General features: G+C 56.7%; 20 protein-coding genes. 11 read left to right on the forward strand and 9 right to left on the reverse strand.

The window, feature by feature from the left end; genetic code table 11:
• Positions 1–5 precede the first annotated feature (5 nt).
• Positions 6–3,119 (reverse strand): M56 family metallopeptidase, encoded by a 3,114-nt coding sequence (locus tag M9Q49_RS17810; protein WP_254510174.1) that lies wholly within the window; start codon positions 3,117–3,119, stop codon positions 6–8.
• 31 nt (positions 3,120–3,150) lie between these two features.
• Positions 3,151–3,534, reverse strand: a complete 384-nt coding sequence (locus tag M9Q49_RS17815; RefSeq protein ID WP_254510175.1) for a BlaI/MecI/CopY family transcriptional regulator — start codon at positions 3,532–3,534, stop codon at positions 3,151–3,153.
• 119 nt (positions 3,535–3,653) lie between these two features.
• On the opposite strand from M9Q49_RS17815, the gene M9Q49_RS17820 reads away from it, so the two are divergent.
• The gene (locus M9Q49_RS17820; protein WP_254510176.1) at positions 3,654–4,100 is read left to right on the forward strand and encodes a hypothetical protein; all 447 of its coding nucleotides are present in this window, start codon (positions 3,654–3,656) and stop codon (positions 4,098–4,100) included.
• Between the two features lie 53 nt (positions 4,101–4,153).
• On the opposite strand, the gene M9Q49_RS17825 is transcribed toward M9Q49_RS17820, so the two are convergent.
• Both M9Q49_RS17825 and M9Q49_RS17830 read right to left on the reverse strand, forming a co-directional pair.
• The gene (locus tag M9Q49_RS17825; protein WP_254510177.1) at positions 4,154–5,644 is read right to left on the reverse strand and encodes a hypothetical protein; all 1,491 of its coding nucleotides are present in this window, start codon (positions 5,642–5,644) and stop codon (positions 4,154–4,156) included.
• 1 nt (position 5,645) lies between these two features.
• The gene (locus tag M9Q49_RS17830) at positions 5,646–8,018 is read right to left on the reverse strand and encodes a type II secretion system protein GspD (RefSeq protein WP_254510178.1); all 2,373 of its coding nucleotides are present in this window, start codon (positions 8,016–8,018) and stop codon (positions 5,646–5,648) included.
• Positions 8,019–8,330: 312 nt separating this feature from the next.
• Between M9Q49_RS17830 and M9Q49_RS17835 the strand changes: the two genes are divergently transcribed.
• The gene (locus tag M9Q49_RS17835; RefSeq protein WP_254508056.1) at positions 8,331–9,269 is read left to right on the forward strand and encodes an IS30 family transposase; all 939 of its coding nucleotides are present in this window, start codon (positions 8,331–8,333) and stop codon (positions 9,267–9,269) included.
• A gap of 157 nt (positions 9,270–9,426) precedes the next feature.
• Here M9Q49_RS17835 and M9Q49_RS17840 read toward each other — a convergent pair whose 3' ends face one another.
• Positions 9,427–9,906, reverse strand: coding sequence for a hypothetical protein (locus M9Q49_RS17840; protein ID WP_254510179.1), 480 nt, complete (start codon positions 9,904–9,906; stop codon positions 9,427–9,429).
• Between the two features lie 328 nt (positions 9,907–10,234).
• On the opposite strand from M9Q49_RS17840, the gene M9Q49_RS17845 reads away from it, so the two are divergent.
• The 9 genes from M9Q49_RS17845 to M9Q49_RS17885 all read left to right on the forward strand — a co-directional run bounded on the left by M9Q49_RS17845 (position 10,235) and on the right by M9Q49_RS17885 (position 19,500).
• Positions 10,235–11,071, forward strand: a complete 837-nt coding sequence (locus tag M9Q49_RS17845) for a type II secretion system protein (RefSeq protein ID WP_254510180.1) — start codon at positions 10,235–10,237, stop codon at positions 11,069–11,071.
• A gap of 201 nt (positions 11,072–11,272) precedes the next feature.
• Entirely contained in the window at positions 11,273–12,043 is a 771-nt protein-coding gene (locus M9Q49_RS17850; RefSeq protein ID WP_254510181.1) for a type II secretion system protein, read from the forward strand.
• 117 nt (positions 12,044–12,160) lie between these two features.
• Entirely contained in the window at positions 12,161–12,754 is a 594-nt protein-coding gene (locus M9Q49_RS17855) for a prepilin-type N-terminal cleavage/methylation domain-containing protein (RefSeq protein WP_254510182.1), read from the forward strand.
• A 6-nt stretch (positions 12,755–12,760) separates the two neighbouring features.
• Positions 12,761–13,612, forward strand: a complete 852-nt coding sequence (locus M9Q49_RS17860; RefSeq protein WP_254510183.1) for a type II secretion system protein — start codon at positions 12,761–12,763, stop codon at positions 13,610–13,612.
• Between the two features lie 2 nt (positions 13,613–13,614).
• Complete coding sequence (locus M9Q49_RS17865; RefSeq protein WP_254510184.1) at positions 13,615–15,027, forward strand: PilN domain-containing protein; 1,413 nt, start codon at positions 13,615–13,617, stop codon at positions 15,025–15,027.
• The gene (locus M9Q49_RS17870) at positions 15,024–15,704 is read left to right on the forward strand and encodes a hypothetical protein (protein WP_254510185.1); all 681 of its coding nucleotides are present in this window, start codon (positions 15,024–15,026) and stop codon (positions 15,702–15,704) included. Before M9Q49_RS17865 ends, M9Q49_RS17870 begins: the two co-directional genes overlap by 4 nt.
• 10 nt (positions 15,705–15,714) lie before the next feature.
• Positions 15,715–16,911 (forward strand): type IV pilus twitching motility protein PilT, encoded by a 1,197-nt coding sequence (locus M9Q49_RS17875; protein ID WP_254510186.1) that lies wholly within the window; start codon positions 15,715–15,717, stop codon positions 16,909–16,911.
• A 2-nt stretch (positions 16,912–16,913) separates the two neighbouring features.
• Entirely contained in the window at positions 16,914–17,942 is a 1,029-nt protein-coding gene (locus M9Q49_RS17880; RefSeq protein WP_254510187.1) for a GspE/PulE family protein, read from the forward strand.
• Between the two features lie 19 nt (positions 17,943–17,961).
• The gene (locus M9Q49_RS17885) at positions 17,962–19,500 is read left to right on the forward strand and encodes an Hsp70 family protein (protein ID WP_390844291.1); all 1,539 of its coding nucleotides are present in this window, start codon (positions 17,962–17,964) and stop codon (positions 19,498–19,500) included.
• A 738-nt stretch (positions 19,501–20,238) separates the two neighbouring features.
• Here the strand turns inward: M9Q49_RS17885 and M9Q49_RS17890 are convergent.
• Genes M9Q49_RS17890 through M9Q49_RS17905 form a run of 4 tightly spaced genes read right to left on the reverse strand, consistent with a single transcriptional unit; the run spans position 20,239 to position 25,385 of the window.
• Positions 20,239–22,365: a hypothetical protein gene (locus M9Q49_RS17890; protein ID WP_254510190.1), complete on the reverse strand. Its 2,127-nt coding sequence runs from the start codon at positions 22,363–22,365 to the stop codon at positions 20,239–20,241.
• A gap of 7 nt (positions 22,366–22,372) precedes the next feature.
• Positions 22,373–23,497, reverse strand: a complete 1,125-nt coding sequence (locus tag M9Q49_RS17895) for a hypothetical protein (RefSeq protein ID WP_254510191.1) — start codon at positions 23,495–23,497, stop codon at positions 22,373–22,375.
• A gap of 53 nt (positions 23,498–23,550) precedes the next feature.
• On the reverse strand, positions 23,551–24,699 hold the full coding sequence (locus M9Q49_RS17900) for a hypothetical protein (RefSeq protein WP_254510192.1): 1,149 nt from the start codon (positions 24,697–24,699) through the stop codon (positions 23,551–23,553).
• Complete coding sequence (locus tag M9Q49_RS17905; protein ID WP_254510193.1) at positions 24,696–25,385, reverse strand: hypothetical protein; 690 nt, start codon at positions 25,383–25,385, stop codon at positions 24,696–24,698. The genes M9Q49_RS17900 and M9Q49_RS17905 overlap by 4 nt, the downstream gene beginning before the upstream one ends.
• Between the last annotated feature and the right edge of the window lie 364 nt (positions 25,386–25,749).

Below are 25,749 nucleotides of genomic sequence, written 5' to 3' on the forward strand. Positions count from 1 at the left end.
GCCGCCTAAAATCCCTTGGCTCGCTTCGCCACGCCATCCTCCGACCTGAATACCTCGGCAGTAACCATCAGCAAATGGCGATGCTCTCCCTTGGACGCACTGCCTTCGCCCGCCCCCTGCAACATGTTGGGAGTCACGAGCTTCGAATCAGCGCATTGCCAGTCGGTCCGGTCGAGATCCAAGAAGAGCGTTTGAGTGCCGTTAACGTATACAGCGCCAGTGAGGGAAGGAAGCTTCGCATCGATTCCCGGATTCGTTTGCGGAGCGATGTTTATTCGAACGCAATTCCGCTCCCCAATCACAGGAACAAGATGTAGCGTGCGGAGTTGATTCGCAGCGACCTTGCCATCTTCACCAGCAGTAGCTTCCACAGCTACCAATTGGCCGTTGTAAGTGATGGCCTTGGTTGCGGCGCAGAGCTTGCGAGTATCGTGCTTTAACAGGGCAACTGTTTGCTCCGCGTTGAACTCTTGAAAGCCTTGCCACTGATCGATGGCGACGATGTTTTGCTTGTGCTGCGCATCGGCAGCCATCTTTTGCCACTCGGCGGTTGGAATCCAAACTTGCCGCAGGTTGAGCACGACGGTTGTCGCTCTGGCAAGGCGGAGCTGTCCCAGCAAATCGGCGATCTTTTGGTGAACCCATTCGTAATTGGTGACCAGCAAGCTCCCTTGTTGTGGAGCAAATTCCACCGTTCCTTCGCCCCCCACCTCGCTCCACGAGTCGGGTTCAATCGTCGAAGTAATCAATTCGATGAGCTTGTCGCTACCCAGTTCGGGAGTCTTGGCCTTCTGCACTTCCAGCAGACCGTGAGCGTGCGTGCGGACGCGAACCGCCAACTCAAATTGTGGTTTCTGGCTGGAGAGCCTGGCCAGCGTTTCCTCGACCGACAGGTCAGCGACGCTGTATAGCTTCGTGACCTTCTCCGGTTGCACACCCTGGTTTTGCAGCTCGCCAAATTTCCGCACGGCCGTTTCTTTTTTTGTTGTACTGCTCTCTTCGCGGAGTTCGGCTTCATCGATTTTACGAACCGTGATCAACAGCCAGAGATGTGCATTTTTGTCGGACTCATGCAACGACTTCAGACCACCAATTGCATAAGTGTGTTCGGGGCTCAGCTCAATTTGCGTTTGCAGCCGATTGACTGCGACTTGCGGAATTTGCACGTTGACGTTGCCCGGCAATTCGCCGATGTCGACTTGGCTGATTTGGCTCTCGGCCCGGGCGAAATCGACTTTGATTTTGCCGTTAGCGAGTCCGCGAGCTCGCAAACGCATCTTCCAACCAGCATCGACGACGCGAATTTCTGGCTGAAATGTTCCTTTCTCGACTTCCTTCACCGCGACGACGAACGGCCGGCGTTCAAGCGATTCGATGCGTACCGCTTGCCCATTGAACGTAGTAACCTTCGGCGCACAGACAAAGCTCATTTCCTTGTCGGCTTGGGCCGCTGTCATAAACGTCCGCATTTGTTGCTCATCGAATGTCGCGGCGATCACTGGTTGCTGACGATTCATTGTCGACTGCAGGCCTTCCGCTCCTTCGCCATCCATCGCGATTTCGAAGCGGCCCAAATCAGCGTCCGGCTTCGGTTGAATCGCTTGCCACTCTGCCTGCACTGCTTGTTGCAATCGAGCAGGAGCTTGCAGCAGGCGAACTTCAAACACGTATTGAGCAAAACCAGATTGCCTGTAAATGTCGAGATGCTCTGCGACGATCCGCTGTCCCGCTGCAGTCGTCCGCACCACGAACTGACCGTTGTGCCAACCAAACGACAGTTCATTTTTCTTTGTCAAATTTCCGCTGAGCGCCGATTGCAGTAAATCTTGTAAATAGCGCACCGCCTGTTCGGAATCGTCGACGATATCTTTTTGAATGGCCGTGATCAGGTCTTGGACGTCGTACGTCGCAGTAATCAATTCGGCCGGCGAATCCAAATCAGCAAGTTCCTCGCCGATGACCGCCGTTGTGATCGCTAGCGTAGTGGCTGGAGTTGCGGAACCCTTCGCCCGTGGATCTTTTGCCCGGACGAGCAGCGCTGCGCCAGGCAGCGTGATCAGAGCGAGCACGGCCATGACAGCCCAGCACCACCAGGGAGTATTGCGGCGACATCCTTGTCCCAATTGCATGATTCTCTCCAATCGTTGCTTCGTGACATCCACCGGTCGAACACCGGGAAATGCGGGTACGGGCTGCAGTTGTTGTTTCAGTTCGAGCAGGTTCAAAAGGCTGCGGGCATACGCGAGCGGCGTGCAGCCGAGGTGGCCGATCACTTCTTCGTCGCAGCTGCGTTCGGTTTCACGCGTCAGCCATTGATTGGCCCAGCGCACCAGCGGATGAAACCACCAGAGACATTGCACAACCAGCTGCAGCATCGCGATCCACAGATCGCCGCGGCGAATGTGCACCAGTTCGTGCGCGAGCAACAGCTCGATGTCTCGTATTTGTTTTTGTTCGACGACTGCGTTCGGCAGCACGATCGTTGGTCGCCACAGTCCGACGACCGCGGGGCCGACGGCGCTCGAGGTGATCAGCAATCGTGCTTTTCTGCGGATTTTTAGACGCTGCTGCAAATCACTGAGTAGCTCACTCAATTCCGCAGACGGTTCTACTTGGCCGGTGCGAATCTGCCGCCAACAAGCTTGCCAGCGGCGGAACATCCACATGCTGCAAGCGAGCAACCCCGCGAACCAAGCCAACACGAGCGAGGTTGCGAGCGTGCGCGACCAGTTGATACTCGCAGCAGGCACCTCCGCTGCGTGCGGCTGAAGCGTGGGATTTGGCGTGATGGGCGATTCTTGCGTTGCCGCATGCGTCCTTAGTCTGATCACGATGTCGTCGGCATCTCGTGGAGTTGCGATCAACGTGGAGTCAACCGGCGAGTCTTCCACGACCGCCACCTTCGTGAACGGCTGCAACCAACAAAAGATACCACTCGGACTGCTCCACACCGGCGGCGTCACACACTTCACAATCACCAGCAGCCACAACACGCTGGCTAAATTCGGCCGCGACCTGCCGAAGCACCAGACTAGCCCACCGACAAGCACGACTAACAGCGTCACCTGCCAACATTGCATCCAAGCGATCCGCACGAACTGATCGAACATCCCATCCATTGCCCGTCTCCTTGGCAATCAATCCTGTGCACTATTTGCCTTCGCCATCCATCCCGTCAATCAGTTTGCGCAGCTCCGACAAATCATCGGCGGTCAGGCCGCGCTCTTCGATCAGATGACGCATCAGTGGCAGCGCTTCGCCGCCGAACAAGCGATCGATCAGATCGTCAATCGTGCGGCCAATCACTTTCTGTGGCTTCACCTTGGGCGAATAGACACGTGTGCGGGCCACGAGCTTGCCCGTGACATAACCCTTTGTTTCCAACCGCCGCAGATACGTTTGCACAGTCGCAAAATCGATCTTCCGGTCGTCCGGAAACGCGACGTGCACCTCGCGCACTGTCGCGTGCCCCAGTTCCCACAGAATGCGGGCGACTTCCATCTCACCTTTCGAAAGCTCCGGCCGATCCGTCATCCGTGCCTCCCGCGCGCACACCTCTCAAGTACAACTGTACGCGGATTGTACGTACATCTGTACGTGGGTCAAGCACAGTTGTTGGGATCAGTTGCAACCCTGGCAGCTATCCGCGCAACGTGCAGTCGGTCGATATCGACCGCAACGGCAAGCTTGACTTGGTAGTCAACAACGTGGGCATCGGCCCCGACTTCAATGGCGATGGGCACCCCGATCTCGCCACGACGCAGGTGTTCGATGCTCCAGCGATCCATGTGATGCTGAACAACCATCAAGGCAAAAACTTGCCGCCCACTTTCGTCAATCCACCCAGCGCCGAAGTGAAAGAAAGGACTGCGCAACTGAGCGTCATCGCCGATGACGACAGCGGCGAAGCGAAGGTCACCTATACCTGGTCAACCATCGGCCCCACACCGGCGCCCGTGACCTTCAGCGTCAACGGTAGCAATGATGCACAGAACGCCCAGGCGACGTTCACCAAGAGTGGCAATTATATCGTGCAATGCAAAGCGACCGACAAACAAGGCTTGTCGGTAATCAAACTCGTCGTCGCAAAAATTCCGTAATTGGAGTTACATTCCGCGTTCGAACGGGAACAAATCGGTGTTGATGCGATTGCTCAGCGAATGCCAGCGATCCGCGTTTCGATTTCGTTGACGCGGGCGTTTTGTTTGCGAACCTTCCAGTATTCTTTTTCGTTTTGCAGGGCTTGGGCGAGGCGGGTCATTTCGCCTTGCGATTCGAAACGCTCTTGGGCGCTGTGGAGGCATTGCAGGCCGGTCTTTTCGTCGCCGCGCATCAGGCAGGCCAGCGCATAGTCGGCTTCGGCATCGGCTTGGCCGATCCAACCGTTGAGTTGTTGCGATTGCATCGCTTTATTCAGCAGCCGATAGCCGGAGTCCGAGTCGCCAGAGTGACACTTGATCGAACCGAGGCAAGCATTGGCCGCGGAGACCAGCGCAGGATTTTCGTTCGCCATGCAACTGGCGAGAATCGCCGTGGCAGCCGACGATTGTCCGACGCGGGCCAGTGCGTTGGCTTCGGCGAGGCGGAGCCAATCGCGAACTTGGGGATTGGTAGCATTCGTCTCCGCCCGCTTGAGAGCGAGGAGCGCCGGCTCGTGATCGCCGCGATCGAGCAAGCTTTGGCCGATGGTGCCCCATACGATTGCTTCCCCATCGGTGCCGGCTGCATTGATCAGCAGCACCGGGACGGGAGACAGAGGAACCAGATTGCGAACCGACTCCGCGGGCCAATCGAGCTTCACCGGCCGCAGATAGGATGCCGTGTCCCAATAGCCAGGATCGAAGAGCGGAGGTTGCAGACGGCGAGTTCCAGCAGCGCGTGTGATCGATGATGTCCACGCTTGATCGGCAGCATCCAGCCGGTTGGCGCGACGCAAGGCATCGCTTTGCAACAATCGCAGTTGAAACTCCTGATACGAATCGCACTTCGCGGCAACATTGCAGGCCAAGTCGAGAATCGTTGCTGCCTGCTCGGGCTGCAGTGCCACCAGATGAGCAATCGCTGCCGTGCGAGCTGCATCCAAGCGAATCATCGTTGGTGATTTGCCGGAGGCGAAGGCAGCCACGGCATCGATTTCACTGCGTGGTGCACCACTCTGCAACTTGTCGAGCAACTGCCGCCGCGCTGCCAGATAGCTGGCCGCTGGTTGCGATTCTCCCGCTGCATACAACTTCGACCAACCGTCGGCAGGTTGCAGTTGCAACCAGCGATCGTACTCGGCTGCAACAAATTTCAGCGTGGTTGTTGGCCGTTGATCGAGGCCGTTGCGGAGGGCTTCGAGCGTCAGTTCCGGATGACGATAGATCAACTGCCGAGCCGCGGCTTGTTCGCCGCCGGCGAGCAGTTTTTCTAATCGCGGCAAAAACGTTTTGGTTTTCGCCGTCGCGACCTGCGGCGCGTGAAAGGCCAGGCTAGCGCCATCCACCTTCACTTGAAACGGCGCGGCCCCCTTGGCGGTCGACGGCTCATCATCACCAATCGGCAGCTTGGCAAAGTTCCAGTTGGGAGCTTTGACGCAGCCGGAGAGCGAGAGCGAAACCGCGATGGCCAGGAGCAAATTCGACGTGACAGAGAATCGAGACATATCAGTAGGCCTTCGGCACCAAACTGTGGAATCGGAAGATGGTCTGCAATTGGTTCTCTGGCGGATTGGCTCGTAACGTTTCGCGCGGCAGGAAACTGTTCATGGTTCCCACAGCATCGGGTGCATGCGGATGAATGCTCAGGGCGCCGATCAGCTCATGCGACAGGGCAGCGCTCTCGTGCGGTGTGTTGAAAATGTAAGGTCGAATCATCACGACCAGCTCGCGTCGCGTTCGGCCGGTTTGTTGCGAACGAAAAGCGATTCCGATGATGGGAAGCTTTCCTAGAATCGGAATTTGATCGCGCGAGTCACGCAGATCTTCTTCGATCAAACCACCCAGTGCGACCGTCAAGCCATCTTTGGCAACGATAGTTCCCGACACCGTGGTGCGGCGAACGACATCGATCGGAGCCTGCTGAATATCACCGTTGGCATTCGGGATCGGCACATCCACAGTTCCGTCGAGCGCTGAGTTTTCCTGAGCGACCCGCAAGGTGACACTCCGGTCCGCATTGATGTTCGGGGTAATCAGCAAAGTTTGTCCGATATTTTGCAGCGTCGTATTCGGCACTGCGGTCGACCCGGCGACCACGCCGCCAATGGGGTTTGCCAAAGTGGTTCCAGCTGTAAAGCCAGTCGTGATCGGAATGGTCCGGCCAATGAAAATACGACTCACTTCGTTGTTCGCGGTTAGCAGCAGCGGTGTGGCCAGCTGCGTCACGCGATTCTTTGATTCCAGCATTTGCAGTCGAGCGCGAAAGTGTCGGCTGACAACTTGAAAGGTCATGTTTTGTGCGGGTTGAGCAGCCAACGTCGCACCCGGCGCGATCGGTTCGAAGCGTGTGACACCACCTTGATCGGCAGCCGGCGGCAGGATATTCCCCGTCGTGAATCCCGTCGTCGGATCGAGGTTATTGATGAAGCCGCCCGCGATCGAGTTGCCATCGGTGAATTGATAATCAAACGCCGAAGTGAACGTGTCGTCTAACTGCAGCGCCAGCACCTGCACTTCGAGCAGCACCAACGGCGTGGGAACGTCGAGTTCGCGAATTAGTTCTTCGATCTTCTCCATGCTGGCCGTGTCTGCGGTGCGCACGATCAATTGGTTATTGCGCGAGACAATCGTGACAAAGATGTCGGCCTTGCGCGCTCGCAGCAAATCATCGACTGCTTTGCCGCCGAGTTCGATGGCTTGGATTTGTTCCGCAGTGAGATCCTCCAGCTTCTTGGGAGGATCACCTTCTTGGCTTTGTTGATTGTTGTTGTTTTGTCCGACGTTGCCGAACCCACCGAAGCCGGAGCTGCCATAGCCACCACCACCGCCAAATCCGCCACCTCCGAAACCACCGCCACCGCCGCCGATACCACCTAATCCACCACCAATTCCGCCGCCGCCAAAACCTCCGATCCCGCCACCTATGCCTCCGCCAATACCACCACCACCGAAGCCGTTTCCGCCGCCGCCGTAGCCGCCGTTTTGACCGCCGAGGACGCGTGACTGTTGATCAACGAGTGAGAACCGCGCAAACCGCTGCACTAGATCCTGCAAGATTTCGCCGTTCACGGCCTGGCCATTCAGCGAGAGTTGCACGCGATCGCCAAAAGCTCCCGAGATCGCGTAGGCGACTTCCATCGGGTTGGGATACAGCATCGTGAAGACACGAGTTTGTTCCTCGCGAAAACTGCCGAGGTCTTTTTCGTATTCATCGGTCGTGAAGATTCGCACAATGCCCGTGGCGGCGTCTTCGCGATAAAACAGGCCGTGCGCTTTGGTCAAAGCATCGAGCGCCACGCCCGGCCGCACGTCGCGCAGATAAAGCGTCACCAGCACCTTGCCAGCCGTGGATGAAGGAACGATCTTCAAGCCCGTCTGATCCGCGAGCAACTTGCACGCTTCATGCAGCGGCGTATCGCGAAACTCGATGAGCTCCATCGGTGGATCAGCCCGCTCGAGCAGTCGCGGCACGCGAATCTCGCGAGTGATCGTCGCTGTGCCAGGCAACTGCTCAGGCCCCATGCGACGAACGGTCGGCGGTGTGGGAATGTCGGGTGTGGGCAACTCATCCGGCACGGGCGGCAGTTCCGACTGCACACGCGGCAGCGGCTGCTTGAAAGCTGCCGGAATCGCTGGCGTCGGCGAAACATCGCGCAACGTGCTGATGCGAGGCTCTTCTGAGGAGGTCTCAAAACGAAGCGGCGTGGTCGAGGGAGTCAAACTTTCCAGCAACGGCGGCGCGGCGTTCGGCACCTGCTGATGCGGCGCCGCTTCCTGGCCGACGACAACCGCGATCGCGCAGCACGCGGCTACGAAAGCCCCGAGGGCAAACTTCAGCCCACGGTTTTGCTGGAGTGAACATACCTGCTTGAACAACATAGCCGCACGTCCCTGCGCTGGATAAATCCGGGGTAGGTAGCGAGGCGGCGCCTGGCGGTACGCATGCCTGAGACTCTTCCAAAATTACGATGGAGGGCGGGACTCTAATTGGACGACCGCGGCCCGGCAAGAGCAGATTTTGGGCCGGCGTTCGTCTGCCCGCAACCTACAAGGCGGCGTCCATAATGGAACGCGTTGCTAGCATTGAGTTTCGGGCATTTTGTGGAGGGGTGGCTGATTGAAAACGCCAACGCTGGGGCGGTTGAATAGAGGTTGGAAAACGACTTCTCGATTCAAACCGGAGACCCAGCGATGGCAATTCATTTTACCGTGAGCGAACGCCAGCAGTTGGCGGCATTGGTCGCGTTGCGAGTTTCGAAGATCGCGATTGCGCGCCGGTTGCAACGTGCCCCGTCCACCATCTTTCGTGAGCTCAAACGCAATTGCGGTGACACGGGTTACCAGGCGGGCTCGGCTCAGCAACAGGCGGTGATGCGGCACACGCACCGTCATCGCAAGATGGATTCTCCGGAGGTGGCCGAGTATGTGAAGTCGCGACTGGAGCTGCGCTGGTCGCCAGATCAGATCGATGGCCGAACCAGACGGGACTTTCTCGACGACCGCCTGCGGCGGATCTCGCGGCAAACGATCTACAACTGGCTGAAGCAACCTGCAGGGAGCGAGCATCGCCAATACCTGCGTTTTTATCGGGAAAAACCGCCACTTCGGCGTCGCGTCGATCCTGCTCAGACGCTCCCCAATCGGCCCGCCATCATCGGCCGCCGCGAACGCTTCGGCGACTGGGAAGGCGACACGCTCGTCGGTCGCAAAGGCATCTCGAAACCCGTGCTCTATAGCATCGTCGAACGGGTGAGCGGTTATCTCGAACTGGCGCGTGGCGAAAACCGTGAAGCCGACACGGCCAATCGCATCCTTCGCCGTCGCCTCAATCAGTACCCACCCAACTGGCTGCAGAGCTGCACCTTCGACAACGGCGCCGAGTTCGCCAAGGTCGGCGAGCTCGAAAGCGTGTTGCAAATCGAGGTGTACCACACGCAACCCTACAAAGCCTGGCAACGTGGGACAAACGAAAACACCAACGGCCTCATTCGCCAATACTTCCCCAAAGGAACCGACTTCCAGCAAGTCAGCCAAGCGGAGCTGACCACGGCTGAAAGCCAACTCAACACCCGCCCTCGCAAACGGCTCGGCTACCAGACTCCCCAAGAACTCAAAAACAAGTACTGCTAGCCACGCAATCCATTTTGGACGCCGCCCCACAACACCTTTGCGCACTTTTTGAGAATTTCGTAAGTCATTGCCAATAAATAACCTGCGGCCGTATTCGCCCGCAAAGCCACAAAATCCCACAATAGCCAGATTGGGTGGGCGCAACTGCCACTGCCGACTAGGGCAGAATCATCTGCCGCTTCTCTGGCAGCAGCTCCAGCGTGATGCCTTCGCGCTTGATCGAGACGACATTCAACATCCGGTCTTCGCCGGAGAGGAGATGATACGTCTGTCCCTCGACCACTTGATAGAACCGCTCATAGCCAGCGTTGTTGCCGGCATTAGCTGGGCTGCCGAGGGTGATGAGCGCGCTCGCTTGCCCCTTTTGGCCGATGACTTTGGCTCGCACACTGATGGCCGGCAAGGGAGGCGGGGCAACATAGGCAGGTGCGACCACGCCGGGTCTGTTTTCGGCCTGCGGTTGTAGCAGCAGTCGCAATTCCCCCTGCGGCACGGTCGGATCTCGCTGAATCGCCGGGTTCGGCGCTGGCGCGGGAACGGGGGCTTCTGGCGGCAGTTCGGCTGGTTGTGCGGCAGCGGCGGTTCGAATTGCCAGGGCCAATGCCAGACCAGCCAGTGAGAAGGCAATTCGACGCATACAACACCTCTTCAGGAATACTGATCCCGGCCAATTTCTCACGTTACTCGGGATCGGAAATCCTGCAAGCACGAACCCGCATATGTCGGCTCGTGCGACACGAGCGGCGGTAAATTCGACATTTTTCATTTCAAAAACGTTATGCCTCAGTCGAATGAAAAGTTCGTAATGTTTCTTTCTATATAACTTTACGGTAATGCTATCGTAATGTTCAGCCGCGGCATTGTTCTTGCTTATGGCGGCAACCTCTTGCAGCCGCTGTGGTTGCAGACTTGGCCGATTATCACGGCCATCGGCTTTGTTTTTTTGATTTTCTGGAGATGCCGCAGTGAAAAGCCCCCTTCTCTATCGACGCGCCGCGTTCACACTCATCGAACTCGTGGTCGTCCTCCTCATCCTGGCTGCGATCGCTGGCTTGGTAATTCCGAACATCAGCATGCTCGGCCGGACGACTGACATGGCCGTCAGCGCCAAAACGCAAGCCGACGTCGCTAACCAAGTCGGACTCTTCTTTGTGCTCCAGAAACGCTATCCGCAAGGGATGGACTCGCTGCTCGACACCACTGGTGCTGTTTACGCGGCCGATACGACGAATGGTGACACTCAGACCAAGGGCTTGCCGTATGCCGGCGCCGATGGCTCGCGCATGCAATCGCAGTTGACCCCTGCCACGCTCACCAACGCCACTAATGCCGAGTATCTGCGGTCGCTGACTCGTGCTGGCGTCGATTGGGTTTGGGATCACGACACCGCCGCAGTGAACTCCAATCTCTCCAACACTGGCTTTCGTGCTCTGGTTGCGGGATATTCCTCGCCAGGCATTCCCGATACCGCTGGTGTGGCCGGTGCCGCAACAGTCGCTGAATTGAACGCCATAGCACCACTCGTGGTGAAACTAAACGGCAAGCCTCTCGTGGCAGGTGAACGTGTCGTCGCCTTCGGCTTCGGCCAAAAGAACTCGGCAATGGGCAAGACCACGACGACCGTGCCTCTGTATCCCGGTGCCGACAAGACTTACTACGGCCGTTATATCGTGTTTTTGAAGATCTATGCCTCGGGCGAGCGGGCTACGCTTCTGGGCGTTTCCGATAGCTACGGCCGTACGCCGGACTACACCCAACAGCAGTTCAACGAATCGCTGCCGGACGGTAGCCGCCAAGGCTAGCCCTCGGCTGAATTTCGCATGGAGCTGGAGAGGCTCACATGGAAGCCGCTCCTTAATGCAAAATAATTGCATTTGCACTAATTGACAGAATGCCATTCCGTTTTAGAATCGGCCCGTGATGCAATTGATTTGCATTTGCGATTCTAGTGCGGCTCGCGAGGCACGAATCGTTTTTGTTCCTCGCGAATGGCAGGTGCTCTCATGCGGAATTCATTGCGGTTAGCTCGGATCGTTTCCGGACGTACGCGGCGCGGTTTGACTTTGATCGAACTCGTCGTGGTGTTGTTGGTTCTGGCGGCGTTGGCAGGAATGCTCGTGCCGGTCGTCCAGAACATGGTGCAGAAAAGTCACGGCTCGGCGGGGGCGACGAACATCGGCGAAATCGCCAAGGCGATTGGGCTGTTCGAATCGCAAACCGGTCGCCACCCCGACAACTTCGACGCGCTGTACGACGGCACCAATTTGGTGATCACTGCAGGCAGCGGCCTCACCGCAGCCGCCATTGATGACGACGACTTGGAATCGCTGAACACGATTGGAATCAAGGCTTACATGGTTCACGACCCGGCGACGACGAACAAGACCTTCGAGCCGTACGCGCTCACAGCCGTCCCGACGGTGCTCGCCAGCGGCAGCCAAGTAGCGATCCTTTCGGCAGCCAATGTTCAAGCGCTCGGTTTGCAGCCAACTGTGCTCCGCACGGCGACGACCGAGCCGGCCTCATCGCCGGTCAAGTACATCGCCTTCGGAGTTGGCCAGCGAACCACCACCATCGGCAAGACGATGCTCGATGCTCCCGTTCACTTTCCCGAAGCGGGCGAAAACCCACTGACCACGTACAGCCGCTTTCTCGCCATCTATGCCATTCCCCGAGTAGGCCCTGCTCGCCTAGCGTCGGTGGCTGCAGCTCATGACGACGGCTTGTCGGGAGTCGGCGGACACATTGCCGAATATTTTGAGACCCAAAACTAACGTCGTCGAAAAAGAACACGCGGCTTGGCAACAAGCCGCGCAGTCCCGGGTGAATGTCGATCTGGCGGTCGGTTCACTCGGGACGTTATTACCTTCAGCTGCCAGAGCAAAGGTTCTATGAATTCGAGCAGCCGTCATCGTGGCTTAACGCTACTAGAGCTCATCGTCGTCATCACCATCCTCGCGGTATTGGCCGGGTTGGTCGTGGTGTCGGTTAGCTCGGTGATGGAAGACTCGCGCGAACAGCTTACCTGGGCCTCACTGCGTGAAGTGCAGAAGGTTATTGTCAATCGCTATCAGATCGACATGGCTGGCAAGGTGCCGGGACCTGATCCACAGAATCTCGGCGGTCGGCAATTGCATCCGCAATTGCATTTTCTGTTCGTCAATCCTTCAACGTCGACGTTCGATCCAATTTCGGGCCTCGGATGGCGCGGGCCTTACATGCTCACATCGAGCGCTGGCCGCTATCCGGGTTTGGATCCCGACGAGAACGCAGTTTCACGCGGCTTTACGGCGATTTTTGGAAAATCGCAATCCGACCCGCCTACGCCGGACGCAGACCATGCGGTTCTCGACAGTTGGGGCCGCCCGATCATCCTCCGAACCGGAAGTTCGAGCGATGTGTTCGAACTCGTCTCGGCTGGCCCCGACGGCGTCCTGGGAACGCATCTCGCTCCTGGCGATGACCTCATTCAACCCTTGCAATAGAAACTCATGTTCGCTCGCCGCCAGATTTATCTTCGAAGCGCCTTCACCCTGGCAGAAATGCTGGTGGTCATCGTCATTTTGGCGGTGCTCACTTTCGTCGCCGTGGAAGCGCTCCGGCCGATGGCGAATCAGGGAAGATTCGAAGCGACTCGCAAGACGCTGCAGAATGTGAACAACGCAATCGCGGGCAACGACACCGCGGCCACGCGCGGCTTTGTCGCCGATGTCGGCCGCTTTCCGGCTTCGCTCGACGAGCTCTTTGGCACCACGCTACCCACCGACTGTGTGCCTTATCTTCCGCGGCTGGCGCCAGCGCCGTACGAATCGATCGTCATCACCAGCGGTTGGCGGGGACCTTATTTGCTCGCTCCTTCGGGCTCCAACTTGGCCGCGCAAGCGATTCAAGACGGCTGGGGAACCCCGTTGCTCGCCGAAGCGGTTGCGAGTTCGGCGCGCGAAGCAGTGCGCGTCTATAGTCCACCGACCGAGCGCAACGTGGCAGCTCCTGAATACGAACTGAGCGATCTGTCGACCATCGTCGAATGGCGTCCCGATTCGCTCACGGTGTGGCTTTATAAAGTGGAAGCCGGAACCAAGGGGACACCGACGGAAACTGGAACGTGGCGCGTGGCGGTGCTCGGTCCGGGCAGCGTGGCGGAAAACGGCGTGCATGTCGTGACTAGCGACATCGTGGCCGACATGGATACCACCAATCTGCAATTCACTTTTACGAGCGCTCAGCTGATGGCTGGGCCGCATGTCATTCAAGCGTCGCGCGACGGCACGCTGAAGGGACCGGCAGTGCACATCGATCTGCGCGGTGGAGTCGCGCACAACGCGGAAATCAAAGTCGAGTAATCATGTTCGCCCGCAAAACCACTCTCCTGTTCATCGCCCGCGACCGCCTAGTGCGGATGGATATCGACGCGCGCGGCCAAGCGATCGGTTTGTGGCAGCGCGAACGAGGAGTGACGGCGGAGTTGCCGGAACTGATCGATACCGCTGCTCGTCTCGATCGGACCAAGCCCGGCAAGACTTGGGTGCTCGCCGAGGACTTTTGGGCGCAGAAGTTGACGGTCAATCAGGACATGCTGGTCGGCCTCTCACATGCCGATGCAGCGAAGGCCCTGGGCTTTGAAGCCGAGAGTTTGTCGGGGCAATCGGCCATCGACGCCGATTTGAATTTCGTTCGCTTGGAAGGGACGCGCGAGCGATCGGAATATTGGGTGCTGCAGGTTCCCAACTGGGTCCGCGATCAAGCCGAGAACTCCATTCGCCGCGCGGGTGGTCAGTTCGCTGGCTTGCTCCATCCGGGCGGTTTGCCCACGCCCATCGATCGCAATGCTACCGGCACCTGGGGCCGCATCGAAACCTGGAGCGGCATCACGCTCGCCGTGGGACAAGCCAGCGATAGCCGTATGAAACTCGCCATCGCCGCCGGCGACAGTCGCGCGACGGCCTGGCAGCGGGCGATGGAATCCTGGCTGTCGTCGCTTGGTCCCACGTCCCGTTTGCAACATCTGACCGAACGACCACAGACCTTGCCCTTGCCGCAAACGGCCGAATCGCTGAACTTGCACGACCGTCATGTGTTGGAAGCGTGGCTGTTGCAATGGGCTGCTTTCTTGCAGCGCAGCGAACCAGCCGTGCCGCACATCCTGCCGGCGAAACGGCCGATGTCGCAAGGGATGCGCGTGGCCATCGCGATCACTCTGCTGCTAATCGTGTGCGGCATCGCGGCCACCGATCAAATTTTGACTCGTTTGCAGATGGCCGTTTTGAAAGCGGAGATCGCCGCTTATCAAAAGACCGATCAAGATCAGGCCGCGGCTAAGAAGCAGGTGGACGAACTCGAAAAGAAAATCAAGGAAGAGCAGAAGCGCGTCGATCGACTCTCGGTCGCCATTCCGCAAACCGAAGCAGCTGTCGATATCTTTCGCCGCCGCTGGACAGAGTTGCTGGGGATCCTGTCGCGAGCCTGTCCGCAGGATGTGGTCGTGCAACGAATTCGCCGTGAAGGAAACAGTGTGCGCATCGAAGGGAAGAGTCTCGAGCAGCCGCCTCTCAGTGATTTTGCTGTCGAGCTCGGCCGCCAACTCGGCCCGCTCGGCTGGAGCGTCGCGCCGGAATACGAAATCAAGCCGGAGTTTTTGAAGCACGGCAAGGTCTATGCGTTTTCGCTGCAGCTCGTCGATCGGCAGCCGAATCCCTCGCGACCGCCAACGAACACCGATGACATTGCCTCCATGTCGAACCGGGAGGTGGGCCGATGAATCCGAATTCCAAACCGAGCTGGTTGATCATTTGCTTTCCGGCGGTCATCGTCGCCGTCGTCATGTTTGGCTATTTCCGCCCGACGACACAGCTGGTCGGCTTGCACCGCTCGGCAGCCAATCTGCGCGGCGTCGGCAATCGCGAATTGATCCTGAAGAGCACGCGCGCTCGCGCGAGCGAACTGCAAGCCGATCTAAAAGATCTGGAAGCCGAGCGCGCCAAGCTGGTCACCCGCTGGAACGAACTCCGCAAAACCGTTGGCGAAACGAACAACCGGCCGGCATCCCTCACCAGCCTGACGGCTGTGCTGGCGGCGAACAATTTGAACATCAAATCGAAGCAATTCAACAACGCCAACTTTCAGGTCAGCGTGATCTGGCAAGATGTCGAACGAAAGTTGAAGCAGCCGATTGAAACCGCTTTTCCCGAGCTGAAAACGCCCGCCACTCCCACGTCTACTGCCTCCGCGGAACTTCCAGCCGACGCGAACCCACTTGCCGATCGTGATCGGCGGATCGTGTGGGAGTTAGAGCTGATTGGCACTTATGAAGATGTGGAATGTGCACTGCGCGAGATGATCAAAGTCGATCCGGCCGTGACTCCGCTGGGGATCGAAATGGAAGAGCCTGCTCCGGGCCTCCGCTCGCGCGTCTGGAAACTGACGCTGGCCTTTTGAGTGAATTGCTGTGACATCGAATTCGAATGACGACAATGCGACCGCCGCGCTCCTTGATCGGATGCTGGCGCAATGCACGCGCGATGATGCCAGCGACGTGCATCTGTCGCCCGGGTTGCGTCCGTACTTTCGGATTCATGGCAAGCTCGGCCCCGACGCCAGCTATGAACCACTGACGCCGGCAACGTTGGAAGCGATCGCGCGCGAACTCGCGGCCCGCTGCCGCCGCAAACCCCTCGGCGACATCGGTTCGCTCGATGGTGCCCTAACGGCAGCCGACGGCGCGCGGTTTCGTTTGAACATCTACCGCCGCGGCACACTCATCGGCGTGGCGCTGCGGCGCTTGGAAGAAGAGTTTCGCACGCTGGCGGACCTGGGGCTGAAGAACGAACTGTATAGTCTGTGCAACCTGACCGACGGGTTGGTAGTCGTTGCGGGTCCAACCGGCGCTGGCAAAAGCACGACCCTCGCGTCGCTGTTGCATCGCATCAATCAAAGCCGCGCCAGTCATATCGTCACGATCGAAGATCCGATCGAGTATCTGCACACGTCGTTGCAAAGCCTCGTCAATCAGCGACAAGTGGGCACCGATACCGAAAGTTTTTATGAAGCCCTGGTTGCTTCGCTGCGGCAAGATCCCGACGTGATTCTCGTCGGCGAAATTCGCGATCTGAACACGATTCGCACGGCGATCGCTGCCGCGGAAACCGGGCACCTGGTCTTCACTACCGTTCACGCGGGTGACTGCGTCGGCACGATCGAACGCCTTGTTTCTGTCTTTCCTGCCGACGAGCAAGCGGGGATTCGCCGTCAACTGTCGCTGGTGCTGCGCTGCATCATCGCGCAGCACTTGATCATGTGCGACGGAACGGCCATTCAACGCGAGAGCCGCGAACTAGCAGAAAACAACGCCTTGCCGCTGCAACCAACGCGGCGGCGCGTCGTGACTAGCGAAGTGCTGATGGTGAACTCCGCCGTGGCGAACTTGATCGCCACCGGCAAAAGCTCGCAGATTTATTCCGCGCTCGAAACCGGTTCTGCCCTCGGCATGCACACGCTCGAAGAAGATCTGGCTCGGCTGTGGCATCAGGGCTTCATCGCCGAACAAACCGCACTCAACATGGCTCGCAATCCCAACATCGTCCGTGACCGTCTGGCCGCGCGACGGATGGCTCCGAGCCTGACATCCGCCGGAGGGAGGACGTAGCCATGAGCGATGTCACCGCCGAACTTTTGGATTGCAGCCTGGTGCGGATCGATCCGGCCTGGGCCCTGCGCATTCCGTCGTCACTCGCGCTGCGGCGCATGGTGCTGCCATTTGCGGCGAACGACGAATTTGTGTTTGTCGCCTGCGCGAACATTCACGACTCTGCCGCGCTCGAAGCCGTCGAACGCTTCGTCGGCAAACCAATCCAAGCTGAAGCCGCCGATGTCGATTCGCTACGGCAAGTCTTGCAGCGAGTGTATGGATTGCAATCGGCGGCGAGTGGCGAAGGACGATCGCCGCTCATGCGGACCGACTTTCGCCAAGGGGGCGAGCTCGATCCGAATGATGCTGTCGCGCTGTGCGATGAATTGCTGTTCGCCGCGCTGGTCCGCGAAGCTTCCGATATTCATATCGACCCCTGTCCGGACAACGTCATGGTTCGTCTGCGCGTCGATGGCGAGTTGGAAAAATATCGCACGCTGCCTACAGCGGTGCTCAACGGTCTGATCAGCCGATTCAAAGTGCTGGCTGGGATGGACATCGCCGAGAAGCGAGCTCCGCAGGACGGCGCTTTCACGCATCGCTTCGGAGCGGCTTCGACCAAGATCGACATTCGTGTTGCCACGTTGCCGACGAAGCATGGCGAGCGCATGACATTGCGACTTTTGGCCACGCAAACCGAAACACTGACGATCGAACGCCTCGGCATGGTTGGGCACGATCAAACCATTTTCGAACAAATGGTCTCCAACCCTCATGGCATGATCCTGCTGACGGGACCAACGGGGAGCGGCAAGACGACGACGCTTTACGCCGCGCTTCGCAAGCTCACTGCCGCCCAAGTTGGCAATGTCATCACGATCGAAGATCCGATCGAGTACGCCATCCCCGGAGTGGCTCAGGTCGAAGTCGATTCCGCCGACAAGGTCAGCTTCGGCCGCGCGCTACGATGCGCGTATGAAGAATCGCAGACCACCTGTGCTTGGCGTCGACTTGGGAACAAGCACTTGCCTGGCGTGTACACAACTTGATGACACTGGCCGGCTGACGATGATCAAGCCTGATGATCAGTTCACCTCGGAAGTGATGCCATCCTACTTCTGCTGGAATGGCAATCGCGCGGTGGTCGGCGAAGAAGCGCGACAAATGATGAGTGACGAGCGCTTTCAAGTGATTCGTTGCGTCAAGCGCTTCATGAAGGCCGGTCGAAACCATCTCTTCGAGTCCGGTCGACGGCACTTCAATCCAGTCGATGTTTCCAGCCATTACTTGAAGTATTTGAAGTCGAGAGCAGAGCAACAGTTGCAACTTGATTCGGGCGCGCTCTCCGGACTTGTGGTAACAGTGCCAGCGTATTTTGGGCACGACGAGCGAATGTTCACGCGCCAGGCAGCAGTCGACGCAGGTTTTGCTAGCGAGCAAGTCCATTTGCTGGATGAACCGATCGCCGCCGCCTACGGCTTGCGACTCCACCAGCAGCCCGGCGCTAAACTTGTTATGGTTGTCGATCTGGGGGGCGGCACCTTAGACGTAACCCTGCTGCTCGTCGGGGCCTCGGTTGCGGAGGAAGTCGAAGGTCCAGACGGCAAAAAAAGTATCTACCAAGGGATGTATGAACTAGGCCGCGAAGGCGATCCAAAATTAGGCGGCGACTGCTGGGATCGGGTCATTGCAAAACTGCTGATGTTCAATAAGAAACTAGAGCGAAATCACGAATTCCTCGATTACACAAACGTGTTTCTGTATGATGCCTGCGAATTGGCAAAGCGCCGGTTTGCGGAAAGCGTGATCACAAAACAGCAAGTGTCGTTCCTGGACAATGTCTCCAAAGAAATTGTTTCAGTTGATATTGGCCTGGAGCAATACATTCGTAGTTCCGACTATTTAGTCAAACGCTGCGGGCTGATTTGCAGTCGCTTGTTCATGTCAATACCGCAGGAAGAAGTGGAAAGAGTATATCGATATCGCACTTCCTTCCTGGGCAGGTTTTGGAAGTCTACCCCGCGTGAACTAACCTGGCAGGATGTTGATCAGATTTGCCTGGTCGGCGGTGGCAGTAAGCTGCCACAATTCAAGCAATGCATCGCCGATTATTGGGGAAAGCAGCCTACAGTGGCGAGTTATCCGCAACATCAGGTCGCATACGGTGCGGGGCTGATCGGGTATGACGTGAGCCGGAATTCAGACTTCTTCGAGCGTATGTTGCTACGGAGTCCTTATTCTTATGGGTACTACTTTTATCGCAATGGGCCCGGCAGCAAGCCAGAGTTCTATCCGTTAATACATCGAAACCAGCGCGTACCAGTCCAGGTGACTCACGAAGTGAAGGTAATTGGCGATCCCAAGGCGAAAGCGTTTAAGCTCGAAATCCTCGAGGAGCGTGACAGCTTTCCTGAGGATTTTAGCAATGAAACCGAGCGCGAATACCGACTTTTGGGACGAATCGTCATTTCAGATCTGCCCAACGCAGCATCAAGTAAAACGGAGTTTGCGACAATTGTCTTGCAGTACTATAGCGACCGAGAGATGTCTATAGCGGCAAAATTCCGCGGTAAAGATGTGAAGGTGGATCTAAATATCGGATCATAGAATGTTGAGCCTCAGGGTCGCGTCGATATCCGACCGCGAATGGGGCCAGCGTAACAGCGACGCAAATCTACGGTTGTCCCCGGAGTTTTCCTGGGCGATCAACGTGGGTCAACGGCGAAGACTTGCGCAACTGCAGTAGAAATAAGAAGTACCAGAGGCCGGACTTGAACCGGCAAGCCCTTGCGTGCACAGGATCTGCTGAGTGACGCCGGCCGCCAAGGAATCGAACGTGAACTCTCGTTGCTTTCCATAAGACTTGTTTCCCACCGATACCGTTGCGCTTTTTTGGCAGATCTAGACAGCTCAGACGAAAACGATAACGAGGCGTTATCTGAACAGATGCACCAGAGCTTACTCGAACGCTGTTTCCAGTGGTCAATGATCTGACGTGATACGAACCGCTGCTGATTTGCACTTCGATCTGTCCGGGTGCGTTCACGGTAACGTCGTCCAGACTAGTGGGTATAAGGTCGGTATTGTTAAGATCGCGCGCTAAAGTCGGCATTCACCACTTGGGCCGATCGGAGAACAAGGACAACCATCACAGGTTGCCAACAGCGAGATCTTTTTTGGGCGACTCGGCCGACCGGCTTTCTGCCAGTCGACCGAGTTGTTTGCGCGCCGCACTAGCGCCGCGGCGTTGATAGGAGAACTGAATATCATGGATCGTTGTGGATGAACCAGCACATTCCGATGGTCACGTCCCGATCTGCGGCATCTCGCGTTTAAGAGATCACGCTACTTCGCAACCGAAGTCCAGCCCAGCTGAAGATCTCGAATCTCAACCGTTCCCTGGCCGTGAAGCACTACGGCCAGATAGTTGACTACCTGCTTCGGTGGCAATGGCACGAAGCCCCGAATCTTTCCTTTGTCCGCGGCATTCGCAAATTGCACGTTCCCGACTACGCGATCGTTATCGAAGAGCAAGACTGAAGCCACGGTTTTCCCAGCAGAGATTTCGCGCTCGAAAGAGAGTTCCACGTCCAATCCATGCTTCCTGCCTGGCGCGGCACCGTCTACAACGATATCAGGCTGATATGCAACAGGCCCGCCGACACCAATTATTGCGTCGCCGTTGGCGCTAAACTTGATCGGCTTCTTGACTCTGGAATCTCCCGGTGTGTATTCCAGCAAGGCTTTGTCGTTGCTGCGCCACCAACGCTGTGGAATCCAGCGTTCATTGAGCGGAATGCTCAGCTGTGCCTCTTCCCAATTCTTCCAATTATCGATGGTCTCTCCCTTCAGATCGTAAAAATCCGCCAACAACATGGGGCCAAGGGTTAAGCTATCGTTGGGTCCCCAACCTTTGTCATTAGGTCCAAAGTTGGCATTGACGGGTGAGAGTGAAAGTCCGTGATTAGCGTCATCCGGTACGAAGAAGCCAATTGGTGGGGAAATCCGATATCTTTTCGGGAAGCCGCCCTTTAAGTCGCACGACTTCAGCACACCGCGTCCAACCTGAGCAAGGTCAACCATATTCAGGAATTGAACCTGATTCGGGTTGTTCGGGTCATTCCGTTGAAAGGAAAGTTTCATCTCCGCCGCGCTCACCATTTCGACACACAAAACCTTGCCAGACAAGGGAATATTTCCGCTCAATAGCTGCTGGCAATTGACGGCTGCATAGGGCCGTTTTAGATCCTTACCGTTACCTTTAATAACGACTCGCCGGACATCCCTATCGGAAATAAAGCTGATTCCGTCGAACAATGCCGGCGCAATGTCTCGCGCTGGATCAAAGTTTTCGATAATGCTGATGGCCGGTGCAAGGAAGACATACTCCGGATTTGTCGAAGCAATGATGTGGAACGGAGTGATCGCCGAAGGATTGGAGCAAATGTCGTATTGGCGCTGCTCAACTTTCATTCCAACTTTGCTGGGCTTCGTGGCCGCTACCGACATTCGCTTTACTAGGTGCATCAATCGGAGATTCTGATTTTCGCCGGTACCACCTTTTAGGTTCTGAACGAACTGATTCTTGTTGTTCAGCTCAAAAGCACTTCGATAAGCTTCGAAGAAGAGGCCATCGTCTGGTGCCATTGTTCCCGGATATGCTGATGCGATGCGACAGACGATGTCTTCCTTGTCATTGTTCTTGGCCCAGGCCGTGGGCAATGCCCCACCGGATTTTGAACCCCGGACGGCAAATTCTGCGATGTCATCCGCATCTGCTGCGACGCCAATTGGAACCGTCGGAACTTCGATGCCAGGTACTTCCTTGCCAGCATCTTCGTCCGAGTGCACAGCACAAAGATGCAAAACGGAAATCAGTGGAAAATGAGCTTTGCTGCATTTTCGCTCAACCTGCGACACATTAAAAAGATCCTCTGCGCAGCGCAGGCAACGGTCTTTTTCCGCTGCCATTTCTCCATGCCCGATCACGATCAAGTATGCGAAGGGGGTCATCGGCCGGTTTGTGAGATCCGGAGTGCAATGGAAGTCAATCCAACTCTCTACCAACGAACTGGCCGCGGCCCCGCTGTCGAAAGAAACTGCAGTGACCTCGGCCTTGCTCTTCTTGGACTGCTGAACGAGCATGTCGACTTGTGCCGCGAGGTCACGATCGCCGGCATGATAGTAGATCACCACGGACTGCCCAACCGAGTTGTGCGCTTCAACGGCATTGGTAAGATTGCCTGCCCAATGTGGCAATTTCTTATCGAGGGGGCGTCCCATTGCGTCAAAGGGACGACCACTCGGATTGATCACAATCGCGACCGGTGGGCGGGGTGACTTGGAAGCGTGTGCCTTCTTAGCGACGCCCTGCATCGGCTTCTTTGCACTCTGGGCGCCAGTATCTGAGTTTGAGGCAGCAATCACCAGCAGACTTAGACAAGCAAGCGTTAGGCGTTTAGCTATTGCCATTTTATCCTCATTTCGAAGGGGTTATCACGGGTGGCTTAGAAATCGTCCGTCTTAGCACCGAAACCGTCGACAAGCCTCGAGTGCATTTACACTTGTCAGCAATCTCGGAGAAGATTGCCGTTACCTGCTTACCGCTCTTGTCCTCTTTCGCGAAACTTTTTTCCTGGAGGCGAGATAGCACCTCCGGCGTTAATCCCGTTCGCAAGCAACTTAATAATTCTGGGCACTTTTCATTTGTTGCGACCGAGATGACGTAAGCGTAATCGGAATCCTGCTTGCTTGGCGTCCGAAATGAGCCGCCAGGACCACTTTTTCCCGGCAGCCCTTCAGTGACCTGCACGATCCCTTGGCGATCACAGAAAAAAACTACCCAATGGGAATGACTCTCTAGCGAGGTCGCAACGTGATCGGTAGTAGGTTCCAACCCTTCGCCAGATGCCAGCGGCAACTGATCTTTCCGGTCAATAGTTACCAATACTGCTGGAGGCCGAGTCGACGGCGCAAATTCCAATGAGTATCGCAACAACCCTGCAACAGCGATGAATAGCACCGCAGCAATCGCTACCGCCGCCATCAAAAACGTGCGACCTCCGGAAGCAATCGTTACTTCTACATCGCGAATCTCGACCCGGATCAGCTGCGACTCCGGATCCACACCAGGGACTCGAAACCAACCGCCATCGCGGGTAGCGGTCCTGAACTCTGTTATCTCACCTCCGCGCTCGCACGTTACACTGACTAGCCAACCGTTGGCCAAGTCGCGCGTACACCAGTATCTGGAAGCAGCTGTGTAGCTCTTGTACTTGTCCAGCACATGCAGGGGCTCAGCGCTTATATTATCTGGAGCGGCTGCCAGATCGCCGGCAAAAATCGCGAGTTCTTCTTCTGTGAAGCGGTCGTCTTCACAGAGAATTGCATTGAAACTCAAATGGCCTGTCAAAACGCCAGTAGCGTCCGGTTGCGATTCGTTTTCTGCGAAACGCATGGATACGCCAGTAAGCAGATCACTACTCTTAGCCGACCACCCCCAACGAATTTCGCCAGCAGGATATTGCTTGCCCATTTTCTCAAGCGATTTCAACACTTCCGCACGGGACAGCCTTGTTGGAGCGATCTTAGTATTACTATTCATAGTATCAATCATTGAAATGGATTGTCGTCGTTTTGTGATGGAGATAAAACTCGCTACGCCCTCGCCCGCGGTGTTGCTGCTCCGGTCGACTTGTAGCCTTGAGAGGCGCGATTGGAGATTTGGCCGACACACTCATCATTCCGGCAAACTCCTTTTTTGAATCGTCCCAATTCATGCGGAACAAAACAAAAGCCGCAGCTTCTTGTCACCTTTGGGTCGTCAACGATGCAGCGATAATAGGCGACAGGAGCAACACTGCCGGCGTCAAGATCTACGATGACGTAGCCGCGCAGGTAAGCATCACAGTCAGCGAAGTTTTGCAGTGGGCCACTTAGCAACCAGACATAATTTAAAGTCGGCGCATCCTGTTGCTGCTGGAGCAGCGAAAACAACATTCCCTCCTGAAGTCCCTTCAACTCGAAAGTGAACGACTTGCCGTCCTCGTGGAACAGTTGCTTCTTGCCGCCAATAACCGCTGTTCGCAGAAAGTCGCTCAACGAAACAATCTTTTCGGCCTCAACTAGTCTGGCGCAATAGCCCCCGAACGAATGCCCGTTTTCACAGCGATTTTGACGGGCGCGTTGCTGAGGATGATCTTCCTGGGCATGGCGAAAATTGTCGTGGCAGCATTTGCATTCGCCATCCATGAGAAGTGTATAGAGATTGCTGGCGAGTTGCGTCTGGCGATCTTTACCATCAGGGTAGGACCAAACCCGATCCATGATGACTCCGTATCCATACTGCGTATTGAATCGTAACTCCCGTATCACCACTCCTTCCGCAAGTCGCGCGAGGTGTGGGCATTGCTTCGCCAGATGGGTATCCCAGGACAGTGCGATCATCGCAAACGCATAAACGCGCGTGCGAAAATGGCTGCGAATCTTCATTTCCGTTTCGAGGTACGCAGAAACGATCTCGGCTTCTGCTTGCAGAACGTCTTGGCTGCAGCCACGCTTCAAATCTTGCGGTGCGAGATAAATGAGCATCATAAAGAGCGTCGTGGTAATGTCTGAAGTGGAGGATTGGTCATACAGCTCCGGGGAAAGCTCCGTGTCAAGCGACAATGCTGTCTCCAGCCAGGCCGGCCTTGGCACGAAATATTGATAGGGGCCGTCGTTGCGCAGTGGCCTCGGCTGCTGGTCTCGCTGTTGCAATGTCTTTACCCAGGCTTCTAAAAATGTTGTGACAAATTCGCTGCTCATCGATAGTTCGCCAAGATTCCTTCGGTGGGGAAACCACCCTTAAAAGAAGTGCCAACCATCGCAGTATCCAGAACCTCATTCCACCTGTCCAGGGTGAGCGAACCACAGAAGTTATGGATGCCATGCAGATTCGCGCAGCGCTTCATGCGGTCCTTATAATCATCCTGGTGCCGAAACAGTTTCGCGCATCCGCACGAATTCGTGCAGAAGTCGGAGGCGGGGTTTTTGCCATCCCGGCCGTAGCAATTCACGATGGCGCGATAACGGTCGTGGAATAGGGGGCGAACGTGATAGCTGACAAGTGATTCTGCTTGCCCGCGCAAGCGTTCTTCCCACAACGGGTTCTGCAGTTTGCCATTCAATGCGCCGCGCGCCAAAGTCGCGACGACCAGAAACCCCAAGTTCTCGTGATTGCTGCGCCAATTTGGCGTGAAATACGAATCAGCGGAAACTACGATCTCTGCGACGCACTCAGAAACTAGTCCGCGCCATAGTTCTTTGAGCTGAGGTCTACGCTGCAGTTGGAGCAACGAGGACAGGCCAAATGCAATGACGCGAGTGTGCTCGTCGAGTCCAAAGGGCAGTTGTTTTGACACTGCCTGATAGCATTCATAAAATGCAGGTGGATCGAAGAAGTCCATCACGGGCAGCTCCGAGTAACGAATAACGTCCCAAATCCGGGTCATTTCTGTGCTGCGCGCGCAACTGCCAGGCTGTCTGGGCACTTGCCGAGCTTTGTTTTTCTTCGGTGCCATCTTTCCCCCTTGCTCCGCTTGTTTTCCAAACGACAAGCGACTCGCAGGATTTGTAGGGGCGCCAAGCTCAGGATTGGCCCAGTAGGTGCGCGAACGATATTTCCTCGTCGTGACCGGCCACGACGGCTGCTGGTCTAAGCCAGACCACGTAACTTGTGCGTCATGGGCCGGGAGCTTGCGCGGGAAGGTCACTAAAAACGACCTCCCTGGTCGGAACTCTCCTACTAACCGCGCTCTCTTCTTGGCCGGTTTTTTGGCACGCGACTTCTTGTGTTAACCGCCGGGCCATCCCCTT

Source organism: Anatilimnocola floriformis, from assembly GCF_024256385.1.
GTDB lineage: Bacteria > Planctomycetota > Planctomycetia > Pirellulales > Pirellulaceae > Anatilimnocola > Anatilimnocola floriformis.

Excerpts from the sequence above, each read along its gene's own strand:
- M9Q49_RS17810 (WP_254510174.1), bottom strand. The coding sequence starts at position 3,119 with ATGGATGGGATGTTCGATCAGTTCGTGCGGATCGCTTGGATGCAATGT.
- M9Q49_RS17815 (WP_254510175.1), bottom strand. The coding sequence starts at position 3,534 with ATGACGGATCGGCCGGAGCTTTCGAAAGGTGAGATGGAAGTCGCCCGC.
- M9Q49_RS17825 (WP_254510177.1), bottom strand. The coding sequence starts at position 5,644 with ATGTCTCGATTCTCTGTCACGTCGAATTTGCTCCTGGCCATCGCGGTT.
- M9Q49_RS17830 (WP_254510178.1), bottom strand. The coding sequence starts at position 8,018 with ATGTTGTTCAAGCAGGTATGTTCACTCCAGCAAAACCGTGGGCTGAAG.
- M9Q49_RS17835 (WP_254508056.1), top strand. The coding sequence starts at position 8,331 with ATGGCAATTCATTTTACCGTGAGCGAACGCCAGCAGTTGGCGGCATTG.
- M9Q49_RS17840 (WP_254510179.1), bottom strand. The coding sequence starts at position 9,906 with ATGCGTCGAATTGCCTTCTCACTGGCTGGTCTGGCATTGGCCCTGGCA.
- M9Q49_RS17850 (WP_254510181.1), top strand. The coding sequence starts at position 11,273 with ATGCGGAATTCATTGCGGTTAGCTCGGATCGTTTCCGGACGTACGCGG.
- M9Q49_RS17855 (WP_254510182.1), top strand. The coding sequence starts at position 12,161 with ATGAATTCGAGCAGCCGTCATCGTGGCTTAACGCTACTAGAGCTCATC.
- M9Q49_RS17860 (WP_254510183.1), top strand. The coding sequence starts at position 12,761 with ATGTTCGCTCGCCGCCAGATTTATCTTCGAAGCGCCTTCACCCTGGCA.
- M9Q49_RS17865 (WP_254510184.1), top strand. The coding sequence starts at position 13,615 with ATGTTCGCCCGCAAAACCACTCTCCTGTTCATCGCCCGCGACCGCCTA.
- M9Q49_RS17870 (WP_254510185.1), top strand. The coding sequence starts at position 15,024 with ATGAATCCGAATTCCAAACCGAGCTGGTTGATCATTTGCTTTCCGGCG.
- M9Q49_RS17880 (WP_254510187.1), top strand. The coding sequence starts at position 16,914 with ATGAGCGATGTCACCGCCGAACTTTTGGATTGCAGCCTGGTGCGGATC.
- M9Q49_RS17885 (WP_390844291.1), top strand. The coding sequence starts at position 17,962 with ATGATCAAGCCTGATGATCAGTTCACCTCGGAAGTGATGCCATCCTAC.
- M9Q49_RS17890 (WP_254510190.1), bottom strand. The coding sequence starts at position 22,365 with ATGGCAATAGCTAAACGCCTAACGCTTGCTTGTCTAAGTCTGCTGGTG.
- M9Q49_RS17895 (WP_254510191.1), bottom strand. The coding sequence starts at position 23,497 with ATGAATAGTAATACTAAGATCGCTCCAACAAGGCTGTCCCGTGCGGAA.
- M9Q49_RS17900 (WP_254510192.1), bottom strand. The coding sequence starts at position 24,699 with ATGAGCAGCGAATTTGTCACAACATTTTTAGAAGCCTGGGTAAAGACA.
- M9Q49_RS17905 (WP_254510193.1), bottom strand. The coding sequence starts at position 25,385 with ATGACCCGGATTTGGGACGTTATTCGTTACTCGGAGCTGCCCGTGATG.